Here is a 25,502-nt window from a genome sequence, read left to right as displayed (position 1 = left end):
CCCCGCCCGGGGAGCCGTAGCACTCAAGTATCAGGCGATAGAAACGCGAGAGCTCGAGGGTATGCTTCTCGCTCCAGGTCTGATCAATGCGCATGGCCATGCCGCGATGACTCTTTTTCGTGGACTTGCTGATGACCTGCCCCTTCAGCGCTGGCTTAAGGATCACATCTGGCCAGCCGAGTCGCGTTGGGTCGATGAGGATTTCGTTCGCTGTGGCACCGAGTTGGCAATCGCCGAGCAACTAAAAGGTGGGATCACCTGCTTTTCTGACATGTACTTCTATCCCAGCGTCGTCAGCGAGCTGGTACACAAGTACGGTGTGCGAGCGCAGATCACCATCCCGGTTCTTGACTTCCCGGTTCCCGACGCTCGCGATGCGGATGAAGCGCTACGCAAAGGTGTAGCGCTGTTCGACGATCTCAAGCATCACCCCCGAATCACGGTCGCCTTCGGGCCTCATGCTCCTTATTCGGTTGCGGACGACAAACTTGAAAGCATTCGCGTTCTGGTAGCGGAGATGGATGCAGGCATCCATATGCACGTCCATGAAACCGCTCATGAAGTCCAGGAGGCGCTGCGGAAACACGGTGAGCGGCCGCTGGCGCGACTAGCGAGATTGCAGCTGCTAGGGCCGCGTTTTCAGGCAGTGCACATGACCCAGGTCGATGATGACGATCTCGCGCTGCTCACCGAGCATAACTGCAGCGTTATTCACTGCCCAGAATCCAACCTCAAGCTCGCCAGTGGCTTCTGTCCGGTCGAGCGCCTTTGGGAAGCAGGAATCAACGTGGCAGTCGGCACGGATGGGGCGGCAAGCAATAACGACCTGGACCTGCTAGGCGAAACTCGTACGGCAGCGCTGCTGGCGAAGGCCGTCGCCGGCTCGGCCACGGCACTGGACGCCCATCGCGCTCTACGCATGGCCACACTGAATGGCGCCCGAGCGCTGGGCATCGATGAGCACACCGGTTCTCTAGAGATAGGCAAGTTCGCCGATCTGGTCGCGCTGGATCTTTCCGGTCTGGCGCAACAACCGGTATACGACCCGGTATCCCAATTGATCTACTCCACCAGTAGAGACGCGGTGCGACATGTATGGATAGGCGGTAAGCAGCTGCTGGAAAGCGGCCGCCTTACGCGAATGGATGAGCAGCAAGTGATTGCGAACGCTCGCCAATGGGGCGAGAGAATTTCGAGCACCGATCAACGTTGAAGGTGTGAAACCAACCATACACAGCTTCTGCGCGACCAAATGACATACGAACCACGGCGGCTACGATGCCCCGACCTTAGCTGAAGCTGGCAACATGAGCCCTTGCAGCTCAAGCTTCTCCCTCAAGCTTTCAAACGGACCGGATCATGAGCAACGTCGACCACGCTGAAATCGCCAAATTCGAAGCCCTTGCACATCGTTGGTGGGATCGCGAAAGCGAGTTCAAGCCGCTTCACGAGATCAATCCACTGCGAGTGAACTGGATAGACGAGCATATTGCTCTGGCGGGCAAGAAGGTAATCGATATCGGTTGCGGAGGCGGCATTCTCAGCGAAGCCATGGCTCAGCGAGGCGCTCAGGTCACCGGTATAGACATGGGCGAGGCGCCGCTTTCGGTAGCGCGCTTACACCTGCTGGAATCCGGACTCGAAATCGATTATCGGCAGATCACTGCCGAAGCCATGGCCGAGGAAGCTCCCGAGCAGTTCGATGTGGTCACCTGTCTCGAAATGCTCGAGCACGTGCCGGACCCGGCGTCGGTCATCCAGGCCTGCTGTGCACTGGTCAAGCCAGGCGGGCAAGTCTTCTTCTCGACGATCAACCGCAACCCGAAAGCCTATGCATTCGCCATCATTGGCGCCGAGTACGTATTGCAACTATTGCCGCGCGGTACCCACGACTTCAAGAAGTTCATCCGCCCCTCGGAGTTGGGTGCCTGGAGCCGCGACGCGGGCCTGGCCGTCAAAGACATCATCGGCCTTACCTACAATCCGCTCACCAAGCACTACAAGCTGGCTGCGGACGTCGATGTCAACTACATGGTCCAGACCATCAAGGAGGCATGATGCGCCTGCGCGCTGTTCTGTTCGACATGGACGGTACTCTGCTCGATACCGCTCCCGACTTCATTGCCGTCGTGCAAGCCATGCGAGCCGCCCGAGGGCTGGCACCGGTTTCCGAACAACAGGTTCGTGATGTCGTGTCAGGCGGAGCGAGGGCCATGGTACTCAGCGCTTTCGAAGTCGACCCTCTATCGGCTGAGTTCGAAGAACTGCGTCTCGAGTTCCTTGCGCGGTATCAGGAGAACTGCGCGGTGCACAGTCATCTTTACGACGGCATGGCCGAACTGCTCGACGAGATCGAACGGGCGAACCTGATCTGGGGCGTAGTGACCAACAAGCCGCTGCGCTTCGCCGAACCGATCATGCATCAGCTGGGCCTGGCTTCCCGCTCCGCTGTGCTGATCTGCCCTGATCATGTCACCAAGAGCAAGCCTGATCCCGAACCCATGCTTCTGGCGTGCAGCCAGCTCGACCTTGACCCATCCGCGGTTCTGTTCGTCGGCGACGACCTGCGAGACATCGAATCAGGCCGCGCGGCAGGCAGTCGTACAGCCGCAGTGCGGTACGGCTACATTCACCCCGAAGACAACCCGGGAAACTGGGGCGCTGATGTGGTGGTAGACCACCCGCTGGAGCTCCGGAAAGTCCTGGATAGAGCACTGTGCAGTTGCTGAAACGGCGACAGCGCAAACCTTCCTAGCCTTATCGTCCGGCGGACATTCGTCCGGGCGCCACCAACCATCGATTCAAGAGGCATCCGATGCTCGAGTATTCCGCCCGCCCCGACTTGCTCGCTGGGCGCACCATTCTGGTTACGGGAGCCGGCCGCGGCATCGGCGAAGCTGCCGCGAAAGCCTATGCAGCACACGGAGCAACAGTACTGCTGCTTGGCAAGAATGAAGGCAATCTGAACCGGGTTTACGATGACATCGACGCCGCGGGCCATCCTCGTCCTGCCGTTATTCCGTTCAATCTGGAAACCGCGCTGCCGCACCAGTACGACGAACTGGCCGCCATGATCGAGCGCGAGTTCGGTCATCTCGACGGCCTTTTGCATAACGCGGCGATCGTTGGTCCGCGGACGCCGCTCGAGCAGTTGTCCGGCGACAATTTCATGCGCGTGATGCAGGTGAATGTGAACGCAATGTTCATGTTGACGAGCACACTGCTGCCGCTGCTGAAGCTAGCCAAGGACGCTTCGGTGATCTTCACGTCGAGCAGTGTCGGCCGCAAGGGGCGTGCATATTGGGGCGCCTACGCTGTATCGAAGTTTGCCACCGAAGGGCTAATGCAGGTGCTGGCGGATGAACTGGATGACACCGCTGCGGTCCGCGCCAACAGCGTCAATCCGGGGGCCACTCGTACCGACATGCGCGCGAAGGCTTATCCCGGCGAGAACCCGCTGGTGAACCCACTCCCAGAGGAAATCATGCCTGTTTATCTGTACCTGATGGGCCCGGACAGCATCGGGGTGAATGGTCAGGCGCTGGACGCGCAATAACCAAAGCTTCCAAAACAAAAACGCTGCGCAACGGCTTCGCCCATTGCGCAGCGCTGGATACAACGATCAGGTGCGTTTGCTACGCCCGAAGCCTGGACGCTGACCATCTCCTGCCGGCCTTTTACCTGGCCCCGACGGACGCCCTGCCCCGTCACTACGCTTACCACCTTTACGCGTCTCGCCCGGACGCTCAGCGACCGGCGTTCCGCGAGGCTTCTCACTACGCCCGTCGCTGACACGCGGCTTGCGCCCGCCTTCGCTACCCCTCGGTGCCCGCGGCTTGTCCGACACAGGCACATCGGCCTCGCTTGACGAACGCAGCACCCGAGGTCGCCGCTCACCGCGGCTCAGCGGCTTCGCCACCTTACGCTGCATGCGGTCGATCTTTTCCTTGGCCTTGGCTTTCATGCTCGGCAGTGCAACCGGCTTTAGCCCGACTTCCTGGCTGAGAATGTCCACCTCGGTTTGCGACATTTCACGCCAGCGTCCCATCGGCAGATCGGAGGTCATGAAGACCGGCCCGAAACGCACACGCTTCAATCGACTCACGACCAGTCCCTGCGATTCCCAGAGACGGCGAACCTCGCGGTTACGGCCTTCCATCACCACGCAGTGATACCAATGATTGAAGCCTTCACCGCCGGGCGCCTCCTGGATGTCGGTGAAGCGTGCCGGACCGTCTTCGAGCATCACGCCGGTCTTCAGCCTTTCGATCATCTCGTCGTCGACTTCCCCACGCACCCGCACCGCGTACTCGCGGTCCATTTCATAGGATGGGTGCATGAGGCGGTTGGCCAGTTCGCCGTCGGTGGTGAACAGCAGCAGGCCGGTGGTGTTGATGTCGAGACGACCGATATTGATCCACCTCCCCTCCTTCGGGCGCGGCAGACGATCAAATACCGTTGGGCGCCCTTCCGGATCGTTGCGTGTGCAGATCTCGCCGTCCGGCTTGTTGTAGATCAGTACGCGGCGGACTACTTCGCTGACCTCTTCCCGCTTGAGCAGGCGACCGTCGACTGCAATCGCATCATGAGAGTCGACGCGCTGGCCCAAGCTCGCAACCGCGCCATTGACCTTGACACGGCCTTCGGAAATCCATTTTTCGACATCGCGGCGCGAAGCCATGCCCAGACGGGCCAGGACTTTCTGCAGCTTTTCGCCGTGAGTAACGTGAGTGCTTGTTTCTTCGTGCTCGGTCATCTGGGCACCTCCCGGTGTGGCAATCCGATTGAAAGGGCGCGAATCATACGCGCATCGCTGCGCCTACGCACCAACCACAGCGTAGCAGTGATCCTGACCTGCGCTGGCGAGATCACCCCAGTGCGGCCAGCGCCTGAACAGTACGTTGCTGAATTCCGGCCCAGTCGCCCGAACTGAGGCTCGCACCATCGATCATCCAGGTACCACCGACGCACATCACGTTCGCCAGGGCCAGATATTGCGCGGCATTTACTGCGTTTACGCCGCCGGTCGGGCAGAAACGCACGTCGGCAAAGGGGCCGCCGAGCGCCTTCAGCGCAGCGATGCCGCCACAGATCTCTGCCGGGAAGAGCTTGAAGCGGCGATAACCCAGCGCGTAGCCCTCCATGACATCCGATGCGCTACTGGTGCCTGGCAGCAGTGGCACCGAGCAGCTCACCCCCGCTTCCAGGATTTCCCGCGTGGAACCGGGTGTGACGATGAACTGCGCCCCTGCCGCCTCCACTTCATCCATCATGCGTCGGTCCAGAACGGTACCAGCGCCGATACAAAGATCAGGACGCTCTTCACGTAGCCGTCGAATGGCTGTCAGGCCATGACTGGATCGCAGGGTGATCTCCAACGTCCGAAGGCCGCCAGCAGCCAATGCATCAGCAAGAGGCAGGATCTGCTCTTCGCTACCGATGGTAATGACCGGCAGAATCCTCGCCTCTACACAGATTCGTTCAATCAGAGCGTTCTTCTGGTCCATGGTCATGCGGAAGTCCTCGGGCCTCACGGGCACCAATAGATTTCGAGCGGGGAATGCAGGAATGCGCGAATCGGCATCTGCAGCGGATCGACATTCAGCGCCGCGCGCAGGGTTTCGAGCTTGTCAGCACCCTGGATAGCCAGGCATTGCATTCGAGCACCAGCGAGCAGCGGATAGGTCATTGTCAGACGTGCCTGCGGATCGACCGGCGCCTGCATCGGCAGGCACCGCTCCAGGCAGTCATCGCGCAACGCATGCGCCAGCTTTGGGTTGCCGGGGAACAACGAGGCCGTATGACCGTCATCTCCCATTCCCAGTATCAGCACGTCGATAGGCCGCTCCAGCTGCGCCAGGGCGTGATCAGCGAGTGATGCGGCCTGCTCGAGGGATTCGGCCGGGTGGTACAGCCCGATCAGCCACGCCTCACGTGCCGCGTTCTGCAGCAAATGGCGCCGCACCAAGCCTTCGTTGCTGGCCGGATTGGTCGCAGGTACCCAGCGTTCGTCAGCCAGGCTGATCTGCACCTTCGACCAGTTCAATTCTCGTATCGACAGGGCTTCGAAGAATGCGATCGGACTGCGCCCACCGGATACGACGAGACTGGCAACGCCATGTGTCTGCACCGCGTAGGCCAGCGCCTTGGCCACATTGTCAGCCATCAGTTCAGCTTGCCGCTGCGGATTGGCCGAACTATGCGCCACCACACCGGTAGGAAGATCCAGTTCAGAGATCGCCATACCACGCCCTCCCATCGCGTGTGATCAGTGCAATCGAAGCGACTGGCCCCCAGGAGCCAGCGGGATAAAGCTTGAGCTCTGCGCCGAGACGATTCCAGCCCTCGATCAGCTGATCGCACCATTGCCATGCGTACTCGATTTCATCCCTGCGCACGAACAGGTTCTGGTTGCCCTGCATGACCTCGAGCAGGAGTCGCTCATAGGCGTCTGGAATGCGTGTGCTCTTGTAGGTTTCGGAGAAATTCAGCTGCAAGGGACCGCTGCGCAGATGCATGCCCTTGTCCAACCCCTGCTCCTTGGTCATCACCTGCAGCGAGATGCCCTCGTCAGGCTGCAGTCGAATGATCAGGCGATTGCTGATCAGCGCTCGCTGCTCGGGCGCGAAGATGTAGAAGGGTGGCTCCTTGAAATGAATCACGATCTGCGAAAGCTTCTGCGCCATGCGTTTGCCGGTTCGCAGATAGAACGGCACGCCCGACCAGCGCCAGTTGCAGATATCGGCACGCAACGCGACGAAGGTTTCCGTACAGCTCTCGGCGTTCGAGTTCTCCTCATCCAGGTAGCCAGGCACCGAGACACCAGCAACGTTGCCGGCCGCGTATTGGCCCCGCACCACCCGCTGATGAAGGGATTCGGCAGTGATCGGTGCCAGCGCCTTGAGGACCTTTACCTTCTCATCACGGATGCTGTCCGCAGTCAGGTTGCTCGGCGGGTCCATGGCGATCAGGCAGAGCAGTTGCAGCAAATGGTTCTGAACCATGTCGCGCAGTTGTCCAGCCTGGTCGAAATAACCCCAGCGTCCTTCGATGCCGACCGTTTCGGCCACGGTGATTTCTACATGGGAGATATGGTGCTGGTCCCACTGCGTCTCGAACAGGCTGTTGGCGAAGCGTAGCGCGATGAGGTTCTGTACCGTTTCCTTGCCGAGATAGTGGTCGATGCGATAGATGCGGCTCTCGGGAAAGTGCTCGGCGACCGCATCGTTGATGACACGCGAAGAAGCCAAGTCATGACCGATGGGCTTTTCCAGAACGACGCGCGCCTGCTCGGCGAGCCCTGCCGTAGCCAGGAACCTGCAGATATCACCGTAGACCGCCGCGGGCGTCGCGAAATAGGCGATCAGAGGCTGCTCGGCCGGCACGCAGTCACGCAGCGCCATGTAATTCTCGGCTCGACGAAAATCCATCGCCAGATAGTGAAGCCGGGCGCTGAAGCGACTGAGGGCCTGCTCATCGAACTCGCCCTTGGGAACCCGCGTACGCAATGCTTGCTCGATTCGCGCCTTGTGCGTGGCCGGCTCGCCGCTCTCCCGCGATAGCGCCAGTATCTGGGTATCGGCATGTAGCAGGCCGGCGCGATCCAACTGATAAAGCGCGGGAAACAGTTTGCGCAACGCAAGGTCGCCCAGGGCACCGAACAACGCGAATGTGATGGGTTCCACCGTAATGCCTGGCATGTTCCGTCCGCTTGAATGCAGGGTTCAAAAACGTGCAGCGCGAGCACGACGATGATTGGTCAACGATAGCGAGGATATCGCGCTCCTCGCCTTCCGATCAGACGCCACATGCTACAGACCACTCAGCGGCTCAAATGCTCGGCAGTCGACGGGGAAATCCCAAGGTTGCCCGTCCCCACAGGAACAGCGCAAACACCTGAGCGCGACAGCTCGGTCGTTAAAGGGCACGGAGCTGAGTCAGCTTCCCGCGACGCGTGCACGGAACAGGGCCTGATGCTTACGGCACTGCTGCGCCGCAAGCAGGAAGACACCATGCCCCCCGCGCGAGAACTCCAGCCAGGTGAAATCCACTTCGGGATAAAGGGCCTGGACATGAACCTGACTATTTCCCACTTCGACGATCAGGATGCCATCGTCAGTGAGGTGATCCGCGGCCTCGGCGAGCATACGCCGCACCAGATCCAGTCCGTCTTCACCGCATGCTAGGCCAAGAGCCGGCTCGTGATGAAACTCAGCCGGCATGTCGTCGAAATCTTCGGCATCGACATATGGAGGATTGGAAACGATCAGATCGAAACGTTGATTTGGCAGCCCGTCGAAGCCATCGCTCTGCACGGTATAAACCCGCTCTTCGAGTCCGTGATGCTCGATGTTTTGGTTGGCGACCTCGATCGCATCGAACGACAGGTCAGCGAGCACCACCTCGGCCTTGAGAAACTCGTAAGCGCATGCGATGCCGATGCAGCCCGACCCCGCGCACAGATCGAGAATCCGCTTGGGCGTGCCAGGCAGCCAGGGTTCGAAGCGGTGCTCGATCAGCTCACCAATCGGCGAACGTGGGATCAGCACGCGCTCGTCGACGATGAAGGGCAAGCCGCAGAACCAGGCTTGCCCGAGGAGATAAGCGGTCGGCACGCGTTCCTCAATACGGCGACGCAGCAGTTCCTGTAAGTGCTCGCACTCGTCGAGCTCGAGGCGGCAATCCAGATAGCTGTCAGCCATTTCCCATGGCAGGTGCAGCGCACCCAGCACCAACTGGCGCGCGTCATCCCAGGCATTGTCGGTGCCATGGCCGAAGAACAACTGCTCCGCCTGAAACCGGCTGACGGCCCAGCGGATATGGTCACGCAGCGTACGCAAGCGGGAGAGCGAAGCGGTCACAAGGGCATCTCCTGTAAAAAGGGCGCGAGTGTAGCAGGCATACGAAAACCCGAGCCATGTCAGCTAAGGCCACGCGAGCAAGGCTCTCGAGCCATCCACTTGGGCTGTAAATACTCAATTCGTTTCAACACCAGGCGTGCGACCGGCATTACCCTTCGGCTCGCGGTCGGGACTCGATATCTCCGACATATCGTGCGCCCATGCAGTTCGACCGAGTAGTCAGCACAACGACCAGCGAAACATGAGCCGGACGGTTCACATCGGCGCATTCTGGCGCCACAATCAGCCCCCTCACAGCACAAGGAGCCGAAAATGACCAAGCCACAGACCATGCTTCAGCTCAGTGGCCGCAGCTACAACCCGGCGACGCTGACGAATGCCACCTTGCTGGTCATCGATGTGCAGGAAGAGTACCGCAGTGGTGTTCTTGCCCTGCCTGCCCTGGATCGGGCACTTCCGGAAATTACCCGTCTACTGGCAGCTGCGCGCGAAGCTGGCGCGCCGATCGTGCACGTGCATCACCTGGGTATCAGCGGTGGTCTTTTCGATCCGCAGGGCTTTCGTGGACAGATCATGCCGGAGGCTGCACCACTGCCCGGTGAGGCAGTGGTTGCCAAACGCCTGCCGAACGCTTTCTCCGGCACCGAGCTCCACGAACTACTGCAGAAACTGGGTCGCCTGGATTTGATCGTTTGCGGCTTCATGACCCACTCCAGCATCAGCACAACGGTTCGCGCCGCCAAGGATTACGGCTATCGCTGCACACTGGTGGACAGCGCCTGTGCCACACGCAATCTGCCGATGGGCGAAGGCAGCATCGATGCCGAACAGGTGCACCGCATCGAGATGACCATTCTTGCCGACAACTTTGCCGTTTGCGTGCAAGACGCTGCGGCGCTGGCGCGCTGAAGACCCACTATCCGAACGCCGAACGAGCTGGCAGCCTTTCCAGACACTCTCTGCATGATGCAAGCAAAAGTACGTCTGGATGGAAGCTCGTCCGCCAGGCGCTGTGGCTGGGGTAAACTGCCATCCTGTTTGGAGGCCCCATGCAAGACGACGAATTCTCTCTCTTCCAATCGGCTGTGCGCGGTGTCAAGCCGATCAAGCACGACCGCGCCGAAACCGGCAAAGTGCGCAGCAATCGCGAACAGATCGCGACTCGCCGCAGCAACGCCACCGTCAGCAACGAAACCACGCGCGTCGACGGATTATCGGATCAGTTCGTCATCGACGTAGGTGCCGAGGACGAGCTTTATTGGGCCCGCGACGGGGTTCAGGACAGTCAGGTCCGCAAGCTCAAAGCCGGCCAGATCCCATTCGAGGGAAGTCTCGACCTGCATGGCATGAGCATCGAGAAAGCCCGGGAGCTGTTATGGGACTTCATCGCCGAAGCGACGCGGCTCGAAGTGCGCTGCGTCCGCGTGACCCATGGCAAGGCGGCAAGGCTCGACGGCAAGCGGCCACTGATCAAGAGCCACGTCAACACCTGGTTGCGGCAGCATCCGCAAGTGCTTGGCTTCACCTCCTGCCTGCCACGCCATGGCGGCACCGGCGCCATTTACGTGATGCTCAAACGCACCATGCTTGAAGGCCGGGACGAATGAGCCGAGGCCAGCGTCTCGCTCGCCATACTTGCCAGCCGAGCGGCGGCCCCCTACCCTTCGCGTTCGCGACCCCATGAAGCCTGACAGGTAGCTCAATGTCCCTGGAACAACACTACACCGCGATCCTCGGCCAACTCGGCGAGGACGTTAGCCGCGAAGGTCTGCTCGACACGCCCAAGCGCGCCGCCAAAGCCATGCAGTACCTGTGCAAGGGCTATCAGCAAACCCTCGAGGAAGTCACCAACGGCGCGCTGTTCACGTCAGATAACAGCGAGATGGTACTGGTCAAGAATATCGAGCTGTACTCGCTGTGCGAGCATCACATGCTGCCTTTCATCGGCAAGGCACACGTTGCGTATCTTCCCAATGGCAAGGTACTCGGCCTGTCGAAGGTCGCTCGCATTGTGGATATGTATGCGCGCCGCCTGCAAATCCAGGAAAACCTGACCCGTGAAATCGCCGAGGCGATGCAGCAGGTTACCGGCGCATCAGGTGTGGCGGTAGTCATCGAAGCCCAGCACATGTGCATGATGATGCGCGGCGTGGAGAAGCAGAACTCGTCCATGGTCACATCAGTGATGCTGGGTCAGTTCCGCGATAACGCCGCGACCCGTAGCGAGTTTCTCGGCTTGGTGAAATAGCACCGAGCCCACAGTAAAACAGGGCCTTGCGGCCCTGTTTTTCGTTCAATCGTACATGCCGACATGCCGCGGATGACTGGCGACACGCTGCAGCCATCGGCGAATAGCGGGATAGCCTTCGAGGCTGAACCCTCCCTCTTCAGCCACATGCGTGTAGGCATACAGCGCAACGTCGGCAATCGAGTAATGCTCACCCACCAGGTAGGGCGTGCGTAGCAACTGCTGCTCCATAACGTTCAACGCATGGTAGCCATCGAGCTGCTTGGCTTCGTACTCCTCACGCCGATCCTCGGGCATGCCGAGATACACCTTGATATAGCGGGCGACAGCCAGGAACGGCTCATGGCTGTACTGCTCGAAGAACTGCCACTGCAGCACCTGGGTACGCAGCCGCGGGTCCGCTGGCAGAAACTCGCTGCCGTCGGCCAGATAGTTGAGGATGGCGTTGGACTCCCACAGGCAGGCGCCATCCTCCAACTCAAGAACCGGAATCTTGCCATTCGGGTTCTTCTTGAGAAACTCCTCGGAGCGGGACTCACCACGAAGGATATTGATCGGAATCCATTCGTACGACTGGTCCAGCAGGTGCAGCATCAGCTTGACCTTGTAGCAATTACCCGACCGGTAATCACCATAGACTTTCAACATGCTCCCTCCCATCGACCCACAACGCAGGTCAGCGATATCTCAGGCGGCTTCCAGCGCTTTACCTTCGCGGATGACCTGCGCCAGACGACGCACCCCTTCTTCCATTCTCTCAGCAGCCACATGGCTAAAGTTCAGCCGCAGATAACCGGGATTAGCGTCCGGGTCCACGAAAAAGGGCTCACCAGGCATGAACACCACATCATTGGCGAGCGCCCGATCAAGCAGGGTTCGCGTATCCAGCGGCTGCTTCAGCGTCAGCCAGAAGAACAGCCCTCCCTGCGGCAGCTGCCAGGTCGCGAGATCACCGAAGTGCTCGCTGAGCGCAGCCTGCATGGCATCACGACGAACGCGATAGAAATCGCGAAGCTCCGCCAGATGCGCCTGATACCGCTCGCTACCCAGCCACTGCAGCGCCTGCCACTGCCCAATGCGGTTGGTATGTAGATCAGCCGACTGCTTCAGTCGTAGCAAATAAGGGAACAGATCCGGCGAGGCGATCAGATACCCCACCCGCAAGCCAGGCAGCAGCGTCTTGGAAACCGTACCGGTGTAGATCCAGCTAGCACGCTTCAGACGCGAGACGATCGGCTTGGCACTGCCCTGATCGAATACCAGCTCACGATATGGCTCGTCCTCGAGCAGCGTCACGCCAAACTCATCCAGCAATGCTGCGACAGCATCACGCTTGGCTTCGCTGTAGCGAACGGCGGATGGATTTTGGAACGTAGGAATCAGATAAGCGAAAGCAGGCTCGTGCTGCTCCATCGTTGCGCGCAGGGCAGCCAAATCCGGACCATCGGCCTGCTGGGGAACTGCCAGACATTCAGCTCCGAACAATTGAAAGGACTGCAGAGCAGCGAGATAGGTTGGCGCCTCGACCAGTACCTCTGTCCCCGAGTCGATAAACAGCTTCGACGCGAGATCCAGCGTCTGCTGCGAGCCACTGACGATCAACACCTGACTGGCTTCGCAAGGCACGCCAAGCGCGCGCGCCTGGGCGGCAATAAGTTCACGGAGAGCGGGCTCGCCTTCGCTCATACCATACTGCCCCATGCTTGCGGGCAGTTCTGCCCAATCAACGATCGGCAGCATCGCCTCAGCCGGCAACCCGCCAGCGAAGGACATCACTTCCGGGCGCTGGGCTGCAGCGAGGATTTCACGAATGAGAGAGCTTTTAAGGCGAGTAATACGTTCGGAGAAGGCCATTTCCATACCAGATGCGAGGCGCTGCAAAATAAGTCAAACTTCTTGACCGAAATTACGCCTCTCACGATAAATACGTCAATATGCCTGACCTAAAAAAAAGCGCAGTGCAGCGCCAGATCATGGAGAGTTTCTTTCTCGGCTATCAGGCCTTCACAGCCAAGCCTGACGAAATGCTCGCCCGCCGCGGCCTGTCCCGTGTGCACCACCGCATTCTTTTCTTTATCGCTAGCTACCCGGACCTGAGCGTCAAGGAGTTGCTGAGCTATCTCGGTGTGTCCAAGCAGGCACTGAATACACCGCTACGCCAGTTGATCGAAATGCACCTGGTGGAGAGCCTGACTGCAGAGGATGACAAGCGAAAGCGCATGCTGCGCTTTACCGCAGAGGGGGCGAAGCTGGAGCAGGCCTTGCGCAGAGAACAGGTCCGGCTGCTTCAAAGGGCCTTCGATGATGTGGGTGAACAAGCGGTAGACGGCTGGCTCGCGGTCAACCAAGCGCTCGCTATGGAGAAAGCCAGAGGCTAGCAGCCCTCAAGAGGCGGGCCGCTTCACCACGCCGGAATCGTGGGATCGGGTAGGAGGCGGCCTCACGGCCGCCGTCCTCCCACACCACCGTGCGTACGGTTCCGTACACGGCGGTTCAGGCCATGCGGTTAAGCCGATTGATCGTATCCAGTATCGAGACCAGTCCAAGTCTGTCCCATAGCTTCTTCGGCAGCGCCTGATTCATATGCGGCGCTCCTGAGTTCCACCACGGGCCTCGGCCATTGAAGGCCGACTTGCAGGCACGCTCCTCGCTCAATCCCAGGCGCATCAGGTTGCGCGCCCTCGTAGAGGGCTGCTTCCATTGCCGCCAGATGACACAGCGAAGTTTGTGCCTGACCCAGCCATCCAGCTCTTCCAGTGGACGCTTGCTCTGGCTGAGCTTGAAGTAGCCTGCCCAGCCTCGCAGCACCGGGTTTACCCGCTCGATGACATTCGCCATCTTGTGGCCCCGCACCCCTCGCAGCAGTTCCCTGAGACGGTCGCGCACACGGCGCAGGCTCATGGTTGCCACTCGCAGTCTAGGCAGCGAGTGCCAACTCATCCCATACCCCAGGTAGTCGCATTTCCACGACCCAGCCACGCGACTCTTGTCCCGATTCAGTCTCAGTTTCAGACGGTGATTCAGGAACCGCTCGACACTGGCCAGCACTCGTTCGCCAGCACGCGGACTACGGACATAAATGTTCGCGTCATCGGCATAGCGCACGAAGCGATGGCCTCGCCGCTCCAACTCACGGTCGAGTTCATCGAGCAGGATGTTCGACAGCAGCGGCGAAAGCGGGCCGCCTTGCGGCGCCCCCCCCTGCCGATGGCTGACAACCCCGTCCGACATGACGCCCGCTTCGAGGTAACGGCGGATGAGTCTGAGCACCTGTTTGTCTTCGACATGGCGCTCAACACAGAACATCAGGATGTCGTGGTTGACCCGATCAAAGAACTTCTCCAGATCGAGTTCCACGCAACACCTATGACCCGCCGCCACATGGGTGCGGGCCATCTCGACAGCCTGGTGAGCGCTTCTGCCCGGACGGAAGCCGTAGCTATAGTCCGAGAACAGCGGATCGAAGATCGGCGTGAGCTGTTGCAGCAGGGCTTGCTGGATCAGGCGATCCACGACACTGGGAATGCCCAGTTGCCGCATACCGCCCTGCGGTTTGGGAATTTCGACCGCCCGCACTGCCTGGGGATGGTATTCACCTGCCAGCAGCCTGACCTTCAGGATGGGCCAATACTGTTTCACGTAGCCTGCCAAGTCGGCGACCGTCATGCCATCGGCACCCGGCGCCCCCTTGTTGCTGACCACGCGCTGATACGCACGCTTGAGATTCGCCGGTGCAAGCACCCGCTCCATCAGCGTGTCCGGCTCCGCGTTCATCCACGTCACCGACGCCGCCGATACCTCTGCGCTGTCAGGCGTCATCCTCGGCCTCTGGCCGGGACTCGGGGTGACAGTCTTCTCTTGGAGAAATTTCTGCATTTCGGTTATCGACGAGACGCTGACGCCTACTGGCGGCATGACCTGTTCGGCCCTTGATGGCGTGGTTGACCGCCACTTACTACGGCCTCGGCTGACTTCTGCACGCCCATCCCGTCGCCTCTCGACAATCGGTAGCACAATGGCAAGCGTACAGATCTCCCAGGGTAATTCGCGCGACCTTCCTGCTTATGCCTGTCGGATCTACGTCGCAGCGTTCCGTGCAAGTATCGGGCTTTGGCGATTATGGCCACCTCACCCCGCTGCGCCGCCTCATCCGCTTCCTGTTCGTCAGGCCAGCATTTTGCCTCGGGCTTCCTTCAGATTCGCAGTCGCCCGCGACACCCTTGCCTTCAGCTAACACTTCCCCTTGCCGGGTGTGTAGAGGACTTTCACCTCCAAGTCGCCAGGCTCACCACCACAGTGAACCCGACAGCGCCAGTCACGGCGCTACGCGCCATGCCTGGCGCACCACAAAAAAGGGCGACCGAGGTCGCCCTTTTTCATGAAGAACCCGAACTTAGTTCTGGTTTTCCATCTGAGCACGGATCAGATCACCAATGGTGGTCGGGCCAGTGCTTTCTACGTCCTGCTTGGTGCGCAGCTCTTTCATCGCATCCTTTTCGTCTTCGACGTCTTTGGACTTGATGGACAGGCTGATCACGCGGGACTTGCGGTCGATGCTGATGATCTTGGCTTCGACTTCGTCGCCTTCCTTCAGCACGTTGCGCGCATCTTCAACGCGGTCACGGCTGATTTCGGAAGCTTTCAGAGTGGCTTCGATATCGTTGCCGAGATCGATGATGGCGCCTTTGGCGTCAACTTCTTTCACGGTACCGCGAACGATGCTGCCCTTGTCATTGACGGCGGCGTAGTTGGAGAACGGATCGTCTTCCAGCTGCTTGATGCCCAGGGAGATACGCTCACGCTCCGGATCGACCGACAGGATGACGGTATCCAGCTCGTCGCCCTTCTTGAAGCGGCGAACGGCTTCTTCACCCGGCTCGTTCCAAGAGATGTCGGACAGGTGAACCAGGCCGTCGATGCCGCCGTCCAGACCAATGAAGATACCGAAATCGGTGATCGACTTGATGGTGCCGGAGATGCGGTCGCCCTTGTTGAACTGGCCAGAGAAGTCTTCCCATGGGTTGGACTTGCACTGCTTGATACCCAGAGAGATACGACGACGCTCTTCGTCGATGTCCAGAACCATGACTTCCACTTCGTCGCCGACCTGTACGACCTTCGACGGGTGGATGTTCTTGTTGGTCCAGTCCATTTCGGAAACGTGTACCAGGCCTTCGACACCCTCTTCCAGCTCGGCGAAGCAGCCGTAGTCGGTCAGGTTGGTGACGCGAGCCTGAACACGGGTGCCTTCCGGGTAACGCGCCTTGATGGCAACCCATGGGTCTTCGCCCAGTTGCTTCAGGCCCAGCGATACGCGGTTGCGCTCGCGGTCGAACTTCAGCACCTTGACATCGATCTCGTCGCCAACGTTGACGATCTCGGACGGATGCTTGATGCGCTTCCAGGCCATGTCGGTAATGTGCAGCAGACCATCGACGCCGCCCAGGTCAACGAACGCACCGTAATCGGTGAGGTTCTTGACGATACCTTTGACCTGCTGGCCTTCCTGCAGGGACTCGAGCAGAGCTTCGCGCTCGGCACTGTTCTCTGCTTCCAGCACGCTGCGACGGGAAACGACAACGTTGTTGCGCTTCTGGTCCAGCTTGATGACCTTGAACTCGAGCTCTTTGCCTTCCAGATGGGTGGTATCACGCACCGGACGGACATCGACCAAGGAACCTGGGAGGAACGCACGGATGCCGTTAACGTCGACAGTGAAGCCGCCTTTAACCTTACCGTTGATAACGCCCTTGACCACTTCCTCAGCGGCGAAAGCTGCTTCCAGAACAATCCAGGATTCCGCGCGCTTGGCTTTTTCACGGGACAGCTTGGTCTCGCCAAAGCCATCTTCAACCGCGTCCAGAGCAACGTGGACCTCGTCACCCACCTTGATGGTCAGCTCGCCCTGCTCGTTGTAGAACTGCTCGACCGGGATGACGCCCTCGGACTTGAGGCCGGCATGCACGGTGACCCAGTCACCGTCGATGTCGACCACGATGCCGGTGATGATGGCACCCGGCTGCATGTCGAGGGATTTAAGGCTTTCTTCAAATAGTTCTGCGAAGCTTTCGCTCATGTTGATTCCTGCTGTTTTCAGGCGAGAATCCGCCCAATCTCCACATTCCAGACAATGTGGGTTCATTCATATAAAAAAAGGCCTGTGGGACTGGATCTGGTCTCCCACATGCCTCCTTGTTAACGGCCTCGAGATGCACAGCCTGCTGGCTGTGCCTACTCAAGGTCCGTTTGGCCGCCTTTCGGCGTTCCGATCATCCAGCCAAATCGCGGTCGGCGACTTCGCTCAGAATCTTTTGCAACACCTCATCAATGGAGAGTGTAGTGGAATCCAGTTGAACGGCATCATCTGCCGGCTTCAGCGGGGCCACCGCACGTTGGATATCGCGCTCATCGCGCTCCCGAATCTCCTCAAGAAGACTCGCGAGATTAACATCATCGCCTCGTGCCTTCAACTGCAAGTAACGTCTGCGAGCACGCTCTTCCGCACTCGCGGTGAGGAATATCTTCAACGGCGCGTCGGGAAATACCACAGTACCCATGTCACGCCCGTCCGCGACCAGTCCCGGCGCCTCGCGAAAGGCCTTCTGTCGCTGCAGCAAGGCGGTGCGAACCACCGGTAACGCTGCGACCTGGGATGCGCCGGCGCCAACCTGCTCGTTACGGATCGACTCGGTGACCTCCTCCCCCTCCAGAATGATGATCATGCCGTGCCCATCGCGTGCGGCACCAAACTGGACATCGAGGTGCTCGGCGAGCACCTTCAGCGCTTCTTCGTTGGTCAGATCGACGCCGTGATTGCGCGCTGCGAATGCCAGCAGGCGATACAAGGCACCGGAGTCGAGGAAATTCCAGCCAAGCTTGCCCGCAAGCAAGGCTGCAACTGTGCCCTTCCCCGAGCCACTCGGCCCATCGATGGTGATGACCGGAACGGGCCTGATCATGAATCACCCTCCGAATGTACCTGCATGCCGGCGCGCTGCGCCAAGGAGAGGAAGTTGGGGAACGACGTCGCCACGTTGGCGCAGTCATGGATTCGAATCGGGCCATTGGCTCGCAGCGCAGCCACACTGAAGGACATCGCGATGCGGTGATCGCCATGCGCCCAGACTTCACCGGAACCGATCGCACCACCTTCGATGACAATCCCGTCCGGGGTCGGTTCAGCCTTGACCCCCAGTGTCTGCAGCCCGTCCGCCATGACCTGGATGCGGTCAGACTCCTTGACCCGCAGCTCTTCGGCACCGCGCAACGTGGTACGACCTTCCGCGCAGGCCGCAGCCACGAAGAGCACCGGGAACTCGTCGATCGCCAGCGGAACCAGGTCCTCGGGAATGTCGATACCCTTGAGCTGCGCGCCACGCACGCGAATATCCGCCACCGGCTCGCCGCCCACCTCGCGCGGGTTCTCCAGAGAGATGTCGCCGCCCATCAACTTCAGAATATCGATCACGCCGGTACGGGTCGGATTCACGCCGACATGCTCGAGCACGATCTCCGAACCCTGCGCAATGCTCGCCGCCACCATGAAGAATGCCGCTGAAGAAATATCGGCAGGCACTTCAATATGAGTACCACGCAGCTTGTGCCCTGGCTCGACAACCGCAGTACTGCCCTTGACGGTCACCGGATAGCCGAAACCGCGAAGCATCCGCTCGGTGTGATCACGCGTCGGAGCCGGTTCGGTTACCGAGGTCTGATCAGCTGCATACAGACCGGCCAGTAACAGGCAGGACTTGACCTGCGCGCTGGCCATCGGCATTTCGTAATGCATGCCGGACAGACGCTGGCCGCCGCGAATGGTCAGCGGCGGACGCCCTTCCGGTGCCGTCTCGATAACGGCTCCCATCTCGCGCAGCGGCTTGGCGACGCGGTTCATCGGCCGTTTGGACAGGGACGCATCACCCGTCAACGTCGTATCGAACGGCTGCGCCGCGAGCAAACCGGACAGCAGCCGCATGGAGGTTCCCGAGTTGCCCAGGTAGATCGGCCCGGGCGGGGCCTTGAGGCCGTGCAGACCGACACCATGGACCGTCACGCGCCCCTGATGCGGACCCTCGATGACGACGCCCATGTCCCGGAACGCCTGAATGGTCGCCAGAGCATCTTCGCCTTCCAGGAAGCCTTCGACTTCCGTCACGCCCTCGGCAAGGGAGCCGAGCATGATCGAGCGATGAGAAATGGATTTGTCGCCTGGCACACGCAGATGGCCGGTCAGGCTGCCGCCAGGGTTGGCGAGGAAAACGAGGTCATTGGAATGCATAACGTCCACATAGGCTCGGCGAGCCAGTATTTTGCTGAAATGTTCCCGGGCAGCCTTGGCGCGAGTGAAAACGCCCAACAGCTTGTGCCCGTCTCCTTCATCGACCGCGGCGCGCAGCGCGTCGAGGTCGGCACGAAAATCGTCCAGGGTATGCAGCACTGCCTCGCGGTTGGCGAGAAAGATGTCGTGCCACATCACCGGATCGCTACCGGCGATACGGGTGAAATCGCGAAAACCACCTGCCGCGTAGCGGAATATCTCGAGATTCTCATGGCGCTTGGCGAGCGAATCAACCAGTCCGAAGGCCAGCAGATGCGGTAAATGACTAGTGGCAGCCAGCACCTCATCGTGATGCGTCACCTCCATATGCTCGACATCCGCACCCAGCGCCGACCAGAGCTTGCTCACCAGGGTGAGCGCTTGCGGATCGGTATTTTCCAGCGGCGTCAGGATCACCTTGTGCCGTCGAAACAGCGTGCTGTTCGCCGCCGTCACGCCACTGAGTTCGGAGCCGGCGATGGGGTGGCCAGGCACGAACCTTGGTGGCATGTTGCCGAACACTTTACGCGCACAGCGCACGACATTGCCCTTGGCGCTGCCGACGTCAGTGATCACTGCGTCGCCCAGTTCGAGCTTCGCCAGTTCACCAAGCAGCCGCTCCAGCGCAAGGATAGGCGTCGCAAGCTGAATTACGTCAGCCCCATGACAAGCCTCTGCAAGCGTCGCGGCGCAGCGATCCACCACGCCCAGTTCGACCGCAAGCTCACGCGAGCGTGCATCCAGATCGAAGCCGACCACCTCGCGACAAAGGCCAGCCTCACGCAAGCCCTTGGCGAACGAGCCGCCAATCAGGCCAAGGCCGATCACAACCAGGCGATTCACAATCGGCGAAGGCTGTTGCGCGTGACGAGCGTGATTCACTGAGCGAGCACCTGGCGCAGCACATCGAGAAAGCGTGCATTTTCCTGCTCGGTGCCAATTGAGATACGCAGGAACGTTGGCATACCGTATCCGGCCATAGGGCGCACAATCACCCCTTCGCGCAACAGCGCCTGATTGATCGGCGCAGCATCACGGGCGAAGTCCACCGCGATGAAATTGCCCCGCGAAGGGATCCACTCCAGTCCCAGCTGACGGAAACCCGTTTCCAGCTGAAGCATCCCGGCATCATTCGCCTTGCGGCTGGCAAGCAGGTAATCGACGTCATCCAGCGCTGCGCAAGCCGCCGTCAGTGCCAGACTGTTCACGTTGAATGGCTGCCTGACGCGATTCAGCACATCGGCGATCACCGGCGAACTGATCGCGTAGCCGACCCGCAGCGCAGCAAGCCCATAAGCCTTGGAGAAGGTGCGCGAAACCAGCAGATTCGAATAGTCGGCCAGAAAGGCCAGACCATCCGGCAGCTCCTGCCCTTCGGCATATTCGATGTAGGCCTCGTCCAGCACCACCAGGACACGCTCCGGTACGCGCGCTAGAAATCCACCCAGCGCAGCAGCATCGAACCAGGTTCCGGTGGGATTGTTGGGGTTGGCGACGAAAACCACGCGGGTATTCTCGTCGATGGCCGCCGCCATTGCGTCGAGGTCGTGCCCCCAGTTCCTGGCCGGCACGGCACGTCCCTCGGCCCCGACCGCCTGCGTCGCGATCGGATAGACAGCGAAGGCATGCTCGCTGAACACGGCGTTGAGGCCCGGAGCCAGATAGGCGCGCGCAACCAGCTCAAGAATGTCGTTGGAACCATTGCCCAGGGTGACTTGATTGATTCCGACCGAATAGCGCTCGGCAAGTCGCTGCTTGAGCGCGAAGCCGTTGCCGTCCGGGTAGCGGGTCAACTCCGAAAGCTCAGCCCTGATCGCATCAAGCACTTTCGGGCTTGGCCCTAGCGGGTTCTCGTTGCTGGCCAGCTTGACGATTCCTGCGGGGTCCAAACTCAGCTCGCGCGCCAGTTCTTCAACCGGCTTGCCCGGTACGTACGGCGACAGCTTCTGCACCCCTGGCTGCGCCAGGGCGAGGAAATCACAACTCATAACAAAACCTCAGGCTGCAGGCTTCAGACGGCAGGTACAAGCCGGTCGCCTGCCCCACTGCCGCGACCTGAAGCCGCAATTAAAGAACCGCTTTGGGGTAGGAACCCAACACCTTAAGGGCCACAGCTTCCTGCCCGAGCTTTTCCAGCGCATCCTTGATCAGCGGATCCTGGTGGTGACCCAGGAAATCGATGAAGAACACGTAGGTCCACTTGCCGCTGCGCGACGGCCGCGTTTCGATTCGAGTAAGGTCGATGCCGTTGGCATGGAACGGCACCAGCAGCTCGTGCAAGGCGCCTGGCTTGTTACGCATCGAGACGATGATAGAGGTCTTGTCATCGCCGGTCGGCGGCACTTCCTGGCTACCGATAATCAGGAATCGCGTGGAGTTGTCCGGGCGGTCCTCAATCTTCTCGGCCAGCTTGGTCAGACCGTAGAGCTGGGCAGCCATGTCGCCGGCGATGGCCGCCGAATTCCACTCGCTCTTGACCCGCTTGGCCGCATCCGCATTGCTGGAAACCGCTACGCGCTCGACATTCGGGTAGTGGGCATCAAGCCACTTGCGGCACTGCGCCAGCGATTGCGCGTGGGAGTAGATGCGCGTGATCCGATCAGTCTTGGTCGTCTCGCCCACCAACAAATGGTGGTGGATACGCAGCTCCACTTCGCCGCAGATCACGATGTCGTGCTCGAGGAAGCTGTCCAGCGTGTGATTGACTGCACCTTCGGTGGAGTTCTCCACCGGCACTACGCCGAAATTCACAGCCCCCGCCACAACCTCGCGAAACACCTCATCAATGGCTGCCATTGGCGTACTGATGACCGCATGGCCGAAATGCTTGAGCGCCGCAGCCTGGGAGAAGGTACCCTCTGGGCCGAGATAGGCAACCCGGAGCGGCTGTTCCAGGGCCAGGCAGGACGACATGATCTCGCGGAACAGACGCGCCATTTCCTCGTTATCGAGCGGCCCGCGGTTGAGCTCCATGATGTGCTTGAGCACCCAGGCTTCGCGCTCCGGACGGTAGAACACCGCGGACTCGCCCTCGGCCAGCGCCGCGGTCTTGACCCGGGCGACTTCCTGGGCACAGCGGGCGCGCTCGCTGATCAGATCGAGAATGCGCTCGTCGAGGCTGTCGATTCGAACCCGCAGGGCCTTCAACTGATCGGCGTCGCTCATCAGCCGTGCTCCTTCTCGAACTCGGCCATGTAGGCCACCAGCGCTTCGACCGCATCCAGGCCTACGGCGTTGTAGATAGAAGCGCGCATGCCACCCACGGAGCGATGCCCTTTGAGGTTCAACAGGCCACGCGCGTCGGCGCCGGCCAGGAACGCCTTGTCCAGACGCTCATCGGCCAGACGGAACGGAACGTTCATCCACGAACGCGCATTGATGGCGATCGGGTTGGTGTAGAAATCGCTGGCATCGATGGCACCGTAGAGCATGTCCTTCTTGGCGCGGTTGCGCTGCTCCATCGCCTCGACGCCGCCCTGCTCCTTCAGCCACTCGAAGACCAGCCCCGAGAGATACCAGGAAAAGGTTGCCGGCGTGTTGTACATCGAGCCGTTATCCGCCGCGACCTTGTAGTCGAGCATGGTCGGGCAAGCGGAACGCGCATGGCCGAGCAGGTCTTCACGAACGATAACGACCACCAGCCCGGATGGCCCGATGTTCTTCTGCGCTCCGGCGTAGATCAGGCCGAACTTCGAGACGTCGATGGTCCGCGACAGAATGTCCGACGACATGTCGACGACCAGCGGCGTATCGCCGAGATCCGGAATCCAATCGAACTGCAGGCCGCCGATGGTCTCGTTGCTCGCGTAGTGCAGGTACGCCGCGTGCTCGCTCAACTGCCAGTCGTTCTGCCCCGGAATGGCGAAGTAATCGAGAGGTTTGGCGCTGGCCGCCACATTGACGTTACCGAAACGACGCGCCTCTTCGATCGCCTTGCGCGACCAGATGCCCGTATCGATGTAGTCGGCAACGCCATCTTCCGGCAGCAGGTTCAGCGGAATCTCGGCGAACTGCTGGCTGGCGCCCCCCTGCAGGAACAGCACCTTGTAGTTCGACGGAATTGCCAGCAGGTCGCGCAGATCCTGTTCGGCCTTTTCGGCGATAGCGGTGTATTCGTCGCTACGGTGGCTCATCTCCATGACCGACAGGCCCTTGCCATGCCAGTCGAGAAGCTCCGCCTGGGCGCGCTGAAGGACGGCTTCGGGAAGCGCAGCCGGACCGGCACAGAAGTTAAAGGCGCGTTTGCTCACTGCTGTTCTCTCGCTCTTGCTCGATATTGAATCCCGCGGCGCGGCGACCGGAACCTCTACCGACCGCCACGCTACCACCTGATTGCGGATTGCTTTCGCCGATCAGTCTTCGTCGTCTGTCGGCACCACATCCGGAGATACGTCGCCAGCCCCGCCGAGCAGTTCATCCTCGCTCGGCTCAGTGCTGAGTACAGGCATTTCCTTCTCGAGGGCGTCGTCATCGAGCAACGCTTCGATGTCTTCCAGCACGTCTTCCTCGGATGGCTCCTGCACGCGCTCCAGACCAACCAGATGCTCGCCCTTGCTCAGTTTGATGAGGGTTACGCCCTGAGTATTGCGACCCAGCGATGACACCTCGTCGACGCGGGTCCGGACCAGCGTGCCCTGATCGGAGATCAGCATGATCTCCTCGCCCTCGAGCACCTGCACGGCACCGATCAACGGGCCGTTACGCTCGTTGGTGACCATGGCGATGACGCCCTGACCACCGCGACCGCGGCGTGGAAACTCTTCCATCGCGGTGCGCTTGCCGTAGCCACGCAAAGATGCGGTAAGGATCTGTGCACCCGATTCCGGAATCAGCATGGAGATGATGCGCTGCCCTTCGGGCAGACGCATACCGCGTACACCGCGGGCATTGCGGCCCATGATGCGAACCTTGCTTTCCTTGAAACGGATGACCTTGCCGCCGTCGGAGAACATCATCACTTCCTGGGCACCATCGGTGACGGCCGCAGCGATGAGGGTGTCGCCTTCTTCCAGCTTGAGCGCGATCAGGCCGGACGTCCGCGGACGGCTGAACTGCACCAGAGGTGTCTTCTTGACCGTGCCATTGGCGGTAGCCATGAAAATGTAGGAGCCGGTCGGCTCGTCTTTCTCGTCGCTGTCGGCGTCATCGCTTTCGACGTCGTCCGCATCATCGTGCTCGATGACCAGGCCTTCTGCTTCGTCCAGGTCGTCCTCACCTTCGGCAGCCTGCTTGCGCAGCGCTTCCAGATCGACCTGAAGCATGGCGGTGATGCGCTCGCCCTCATCGAGCGGTAGCAGGTTGACCAGCGGGCGGCCACGCGAAGTGCGAGATGCTTCGGGAATCTCGTAGGTCTTCAGCCAGTACACTTTGCCCTTGCTGGAGAACAGCAGCAGCGTGGTGTGACTGTTGGCAACCAGCAGATGCTCGACGTAATCCTCTTCCTTCACACCAGTCGCAGCCTTGCCGCGACCACCACGGCGCTGCGCCTGGTAGGCGGCCAGCGGTTGCGACTTGGCATAACCACCATGAGAGATGGTGACGACGCGCTCTTCTTCGGTGATCAGGTCCGCCAGCGTCAGGTCCAGACGCGACTCGAGAATCTCGGTACGCCGTGCATCGCCGAAATCGCGCTTCACGCCTTCCAGTTCTTCGCGGATGACTTCCATCAGGCGAACCGGATTGGTCAGGATGCGGATCAGCTCGCCGATCTGGGTGAGGATTTCCTGGTATTCGCTGAGCAGCTTCTCGTGCTCGAGGCCGGTCAGGCGGTGCAGACGCAGATCAAGAATCGCCTGCGCCTGTTCCGGCGACAGAAAGTACTTGCCGTCACGCAGGCCAAACTGCGGATCGAGGCCTTCCGGGCGACAGGCATCAGCCCCTGCGCGCTCGACCATGGCTTCAACGGCGCTCGATTCCCAGGCAGTGGAAATCAGCGCATCCTTGGCCTCGGCTGGAGTTGGCGAAGCCTTGATCACCGCAATGACCGGATCGATGTTGGACAGCGCGACCGCCTGCCCTTCAAGAATGTGCCCACGCTCGCGCGCCTTGCGCAGTTCGTAGACGGTACGGCGGGGAA

Annotated in this window: 23 protein-coding genes; 8 read left to right on the top strand and 15 right to left on the bottom strand. The window is 60.4% G+C overall.

Annotated elements, in window-relative coordinates; translation table 11 throughout:
* From F753_RS32660 to F753_RS32645, 4 genes are all read left to right on the top strand, one after another.
* Nucleotides 1–1,213 (top strand): TRZ/ATZ family hydrolase (locus tag F753_RS32660; protein WP_023444775.1); only part of this gene is annotated, 1,213 nt, incomplete at its 5' end.
* Nucleotides 1,214–1,359: 146 nt separating this feature from the next.
* Entirely contained in the window at nucleotides 1,360–2,058 is a 699-nt protein-coding gene (ubiG, locus tag F753_RS32655; RefSeq protein WP_023444774.1) for a bifunctional 2-polyprenyl-6-hydroxyphenol methylase/3-demethylubiquinol 3-O-methyltransferase UbiG, read from the top strand.
* A complete protein-coding gene (gene mupP, locus F753_RS32650; protein ID WP_023444773.1) occupies nucleotides 2,058–2,729 on the top strand; it encodes an N-acetylmuramic acid 6-phosphate phosphatase MupP in 672 nt (223 codons plus the stop codon). Before ubiG ends, mupP begins: the two co-directional genes overlap by 1 nt.
* An 86-nt stretch (nucleotides 2,730–2,815) precedes the next feature.
* Complete coding sequence (locus F753_RS32645; protein WP_023444772.1) at nucleotides 2,816–3,556, top strand: YciK family oxidoreductase; 741 nt, start codon at nucleotides 2,816–2,818, stop codon at nucleotides 3,554–3,556.
* Nucleotides 3,557–3,622: 66 nt separating this feature from the next.
* Here the strand turns inward: F753_RS32645 and rluB are convergent, their stop codons facing one another.
* The 5 genes from rluB to prmB all read right to left on the bottom strand — a co-directional run bounded on the left by rluB (nucleotide 3,623) and on the right by prmB (nucleotide 8,861).
* Nucleotides 3,623–4,756 carry a 23S rRNA pseudouridine(2605) synthase RluB gene (rluB, locus tag F753_RS32640; RefSeq protein ID WP_014820633.1) on the bottom strand — a complete coding sequence of 378 codons (1,134 nt, stop codon included), beginning with the start codon at nucleotides 4,754–4,756 and terminating at the stop codon, nucleotides 3,623–3,625.
* Nucleotides 4,757–4,868: 112 nt separating this feature from the next.
* Nucleotides 4,869–5,513 carry a bifunctional 4-hydroxy-2-oxoglutarate aldolase/2-dehydro-3-deoxy-phosphogluconate aldolase gene (locus F753_RS32635; RefSeq protein WP_023444771.1) on the bottom strand — a complete coding sequence of 215 codons (645 nt, stop codon included), beginning with the start codon at nucleotides 5,511–5,513 and terminating at the stop codon, nucleotides 4,869–4,871.
* Between the two features lie 17 nt (nucleotides 5,514–5,530).
* Complete coding sequence (gene pgl / locus F753_RS32630) at nucleotides 5,531–6,244, bottom strand: 6-phosphogluconolactonase (RefSeq protein WP_023444770.1); 714 nt, start codon at nucleotides 6,242–6,244, stop codon at nucleotides 5,531–5,533.
* Nucleotides 6,231–7,700, bottom strand: coding sequence for a glucose-6-phosphate dehydrogenase (zwf, locus tag F753_RS32625; RefSeq protein ID WP_023444769.1), 1,470 nt, complete (start codon nucleotides 7,698–7,700; stop codon nucleotides 6,231–6,233). Before zwf ends, pgl begins: the two co-directional genes overlap by 14 nt.
* Before the next feature lie 237 nt (nucleotides 7,701–7,937).
* Nucleotides 7,938–8,861, bottom strand: a complete 924-nt coding sequence (gene prmB, locus F753_RS32620) for a 50S ribosomal protein L3 N(5)-glutamine methyltransferase (RefSeq protein WP_023444768.1) — start codon at nucleotides 8,859–8,861, stop codon at nucleotides 7,938–7,940.
* A 312-nt stretch (nucleotides 8,862–9,173) separates the two neighbouring features.
* On the opposite strand from prmB, the gene F753_RS32615 reads away from it, so the two are divergent.
* The 3 genes from F753_RS32615 (at nucleotide 9,174) to folE (ending at nucleotide 11,109) form a co-directional block, all read left to right on the top strand.
* Entirely contained in the window at nucleotides 9,174–9,770 is a 597-nt protein-coding gene (locus F753_RS32615) for a cysteine hydrolase family protein (RefSeq protein ID WP_014820638.1), read from the top strand.
* Between the two features lie 140 nt (nucleotides 9,771–9,910).
* A complete protein-coding gene (locus F753_RS32610) occupies nucleotides 9,911–10,468 on the top strand; it encodes a Smr/MutS family protein (protein ID WP_023444767.1) in 558 nt (185 codons plus the stop codon).
* 95 nt (nucleotides 10,469–10,563) lie between these two features.
* Entirely contained in the window at nucleotides 10,564–11,109 is a 546-nt protein-coding gene (gene folE, locus F753_RS32605; protein WP_003282585.1) for a GTP cyclohydrolase I FolE, read from the top strand.
* A 45-nt stretch (nucleotides 11,110–11,154) separates the two neighbouring features.
* On the opposite strand, the gene F753_RS32600 is transcribed toward folE, so the two are convergent.
* On the bottom strand, nucleotides 11,155–11,757 hold the full coding sequence (locus tag F753_RS32600; protein ID WP_023444766.1) for a glutathione S-transferase family protein: 603 nt from the start codon (nucleotides 11,755–11,757) through the stop codon (nucleotides 11,155–11,157).
* Nucleotides 11,758–11,796: 39 nt separating this feature from the next.
* Complete coding sequence (locus F753_RS32595) at nucleotides 11,797–12,963, bottom strand: aminotransferase-like domain-containing protein (protein ID WP_031297432.1); 1,167 nt, start codon at nucleotides 12,961–12,963, stop codon at nucleotides 11,797–11,799.
* A gap of 80 nt (nucleotides 12,964–13,043) precedes the next feature.
* Between F753_RS32595 and F753_RS32590 the strand changes: the two genes are divergently transcribed.
* Nucleotides 13,044–13,487 (top strand): MarR family winged helix-turn-helix transcriptional regulator, encoded by a 444-nt coding sequence (locus F753_RS32590; RefSeq protein ID WP_003282582.1) that lies wholly within the window; start codon nucleotides 13,044–13,046, stop codon nucleotides 13,485–13,487.
* 115 nt (nucleotides 13,488–13,602) lie between these two features.
* Here F753_RS32590 and ltrA read toward each other — a convergent pair whose 3' ends face one another.
* The 8 genes from ltrA to F753_RS32550 all read right to left on the bottom strand — a co-directional run.
* Nucleotides 13,603–15,024: a group II intron reverse transcriptase/maturase gene (ltrA, locus tag F753_RS32585; RefSeq protein WP_031297431.1), complete on the bottom strand. Its 1,422-nt coding sequence runs from the start codon at nucleotides 15,022–15,024 to the stop codon at nucleotides 13,603–13,605.
* Nucleotides 15,025–15,502: 478 nt separating this feature from the next.
* Nucleotides 15,503–17,185: a 30S ribosomal protein S1 gene (gene rpsA / locus F753_RS32580; protein WP_003302488.1), complete on the bottom strand. Its 1,683-nt coding sequence runs from the start codon at nucleotides 17,183–17,185 to the stop codon at nucleotides 15,503–15,505.
* A 193-nt stretch (nucleotides 17,186–17,378) separates the two neighbouring features.
* A complete protein-coding gene (gene cmk, locus F753_RS32575; RefSeq protein WP_023444763.1) occupies nucleotides 17,379–18,068 on the bottom strand; it encodes a (d)CMP kinase in 690 nt (229 codons plus the stop codon).
* Nucleotides 18,065–20,308, bottom strand: coding sequence for a bifunctional prephenate dehydrogenase/3-phosphoshikimate 1-carboxyvinyltransferase (locus F753_RS32570; protein WP_023444762.1), 2,244 nt, complete (start codon nucleotides 20,306–20,308; stop codon nucleotides 18,065–18,067). Before F753_RS32570 ends, cmk begins: the two co-directional genes overlap by 4 nt.
* Nucleotides 20,305–21,414 (bottom strand): histidinol-phosphate transaminase, encoded by a 1,110-nt coding sequence (gene hisC / locus F753_RS32565; protein ID WP_023444761.1) that lies wholly within the window; start codon nucleotides 21,412–21,414, stop codon nucleotides 20,305–20,307. The genes F753_RS32570 and hisC overlap by 4 nt, the downstream gene beginning before the upstream one ends.
* Nucleotides 21,415–21,493: 79 nt before the next feature.
* The gene (gene pheA / locus F753_RS32560; RefSeq protein WP_023444760.1) at nucleotides 21,494–22,591 is read right to left on the bottom strand and encodes a prephenate dehydratase; all 1,098 of its coding nucleotides are present in this window, start codon (nucleotides 22,589–22,591) and stop codon (nucleotides 21,494–21,496) included.
* Nucleotides 22,591–23,676: a 3-phosphoserine/phosphohydroxythreonine transaminase gene (gene serC, locus F753_RS32555; protein WP_023444759.1), complete on the bottom strand. Its 1,086-nt coding sequence runs from the start codon at nucleotides 23,674–23,676 to the stop codon at nucleotides 22,591–22,593. Before serC ends, pheA begins: the two co-directional genes overlap by 1 nt.
* Nucleotides 23,677–23,778: 102 nt before the next feature.
* The coding region (locus tag F753_RS32550) for a DNA gyrase C-terminal beta-propeller domain-containing protein (protein WP_023444758.1) at nucleotides 23,779–25,502 on the bottom strand (1,724 nt) is incomplete at its 5' end.

This window comes from Stutzerimonas chloritidismutans AW-1 (genome assembly GCF_000495915.1).
GTDB classification, from domain to species: Bacteria; Pseudomonadota; Gammaproteobacteria; order Pseudomonadales; family Pseudomonadaceae; genus Stutzerimonas; species Stutzerimonas chloritidismutans.
The sequence above is the reverse complement of the archived record's forward strand: the minus strand, read 5'-3'. Positions and strand labels throughout refer to the sequence as shown.

What these genes read in the sequence shown, in the direction of transcription:
- ubiG (WP_023444774.1), top strand. Translation starts at nt 1,360, where the DNA reads ATGAGCAACGTCGACCACGCTGAAATCGCCAAATTCGAAGCCCTTGCA.
- mupP (WP_023444773.1), top strand. Translation starts at nt 2,058, where the DNA reads ATGCGCCTGCGCGCTGTTCTGTTCGACATGGACGGTACTCTGCTCGAT.
- F753_RS32645 (WP_023444772.1), top strand. Translation starts at nt 2,816, where the DNA reads ATGCTCGAGTATTCCGCCCGCCCCGACTTGCTCGCTGGGCGCACCATT.
- rluB (WP_014820633.1), bottom strand. Translation starts at nt 4,756, where the DNA reads ATGACCGAGCACGAAGAAACAAGCACTCACGTTACTCACGGCGAAAAG.
- F753_RS32635 (WP_023444771.1), bottom strand. Translation starts at nt 5,513, where the DNA reads ATGACCATGGACCAGAAGAACGCTCTGATTGAACGAATCTGTGTAGAG.
- pgl (WP_023444770.1), bottom strand. Translation starts at nt 6,244, where the DNA reads ATGGCGATCTCTGAACTGGATCTTCCTACCGGTGTGGTGGCGCATAGT.
- zwf (WP_023444769.1), bottom strand. Translation starts at nt 7,700, where the DNA reads ATGCCAGGCATTACGGTGGAACCCATCACATTCGCGTTGTTCGGTGCC.
- F753_RS32615 (WP_014820638.1), top strand. Translation starts at nt 9,174, where the DNA reads ATGACCAAGCCACAGACCATGCTTCAGCTCAGTGGCCGCAGCTACAAC.
- F753_RS32610 (WP_023444767.1), top strand. Translation starts at nt 9,911, where the DNA reads ATGCAAGACGACGAATTCTCTCTCTTCCAATCGGCTGTGCGCGGTGTC.
- folE (WP_003282585.1), top strand. Translation starts at nt 10,564, where the DNA reads ATGTCCCTGGAACAACACTACACCGCGATCCTCGGCCAACTCGGCGAG.
- F753_RS32600 (WP_023444766.1), bottom strand. Translation starts at nt 11,757, where the DNA reads ATGTTGAAAGTCTATGGTGATTACCGGTCGGGTAATTGCTACAAGGTC.
- F753_RS32595 (WP_031297432.1), bottom strand. Translation starts at nt 12,963, where the DNA reads ATGGCCTTCTCCGAACGTATTACTCGCCTTAAAAGCTCTCTCATTCGT.
- F753_RS32590 (WP_003282582.1), top strand. Translation starts at nt 13,044, where the DNA reads ATGCCTGACCTAAAAAAAAGCGCAGTGCAGCGCCAGATCATGGAGAGT.
- ltrA (WP_031297431.1), bottom strand. Translation starts at nt 15,024, where the DNA reads ATGCCGCCAGTAGGCGTCAGCGTCTCGTCGATAACCGAAATGCAGAAA.
- rpsA (WP_003302488.1), bottom strand. Translation starts at nt 17,185, where the DNA reads ATGAGCGAAAGCTTCGCAGAACTATTTGAAGAAAGCCTTAAATCCCTC.
- cmk (WP_023444763.1), bottom strand. Translation starts at nt 18,068, where the DNA reads ATGATCAGGCCCGTTCCGGTCATCACCATCGATGGGCCGAGTGGCTCG.
- hisC (WP_023444761.1), bottom strand. Translation starts at nt 21,414, where the DNA reads ATGAGTTGTGATTTCCTCGCCCTGGCGCAGCCAGGGGTGCAGAAGCTG.
- pheA (WP_023444760.1), bottom strand. Translation starts at nt 22,591, where the DNA reads ATGAGCGACGCCGATCAGTTGAAGGCCCTGCGGGTTCGAATCGACAGC.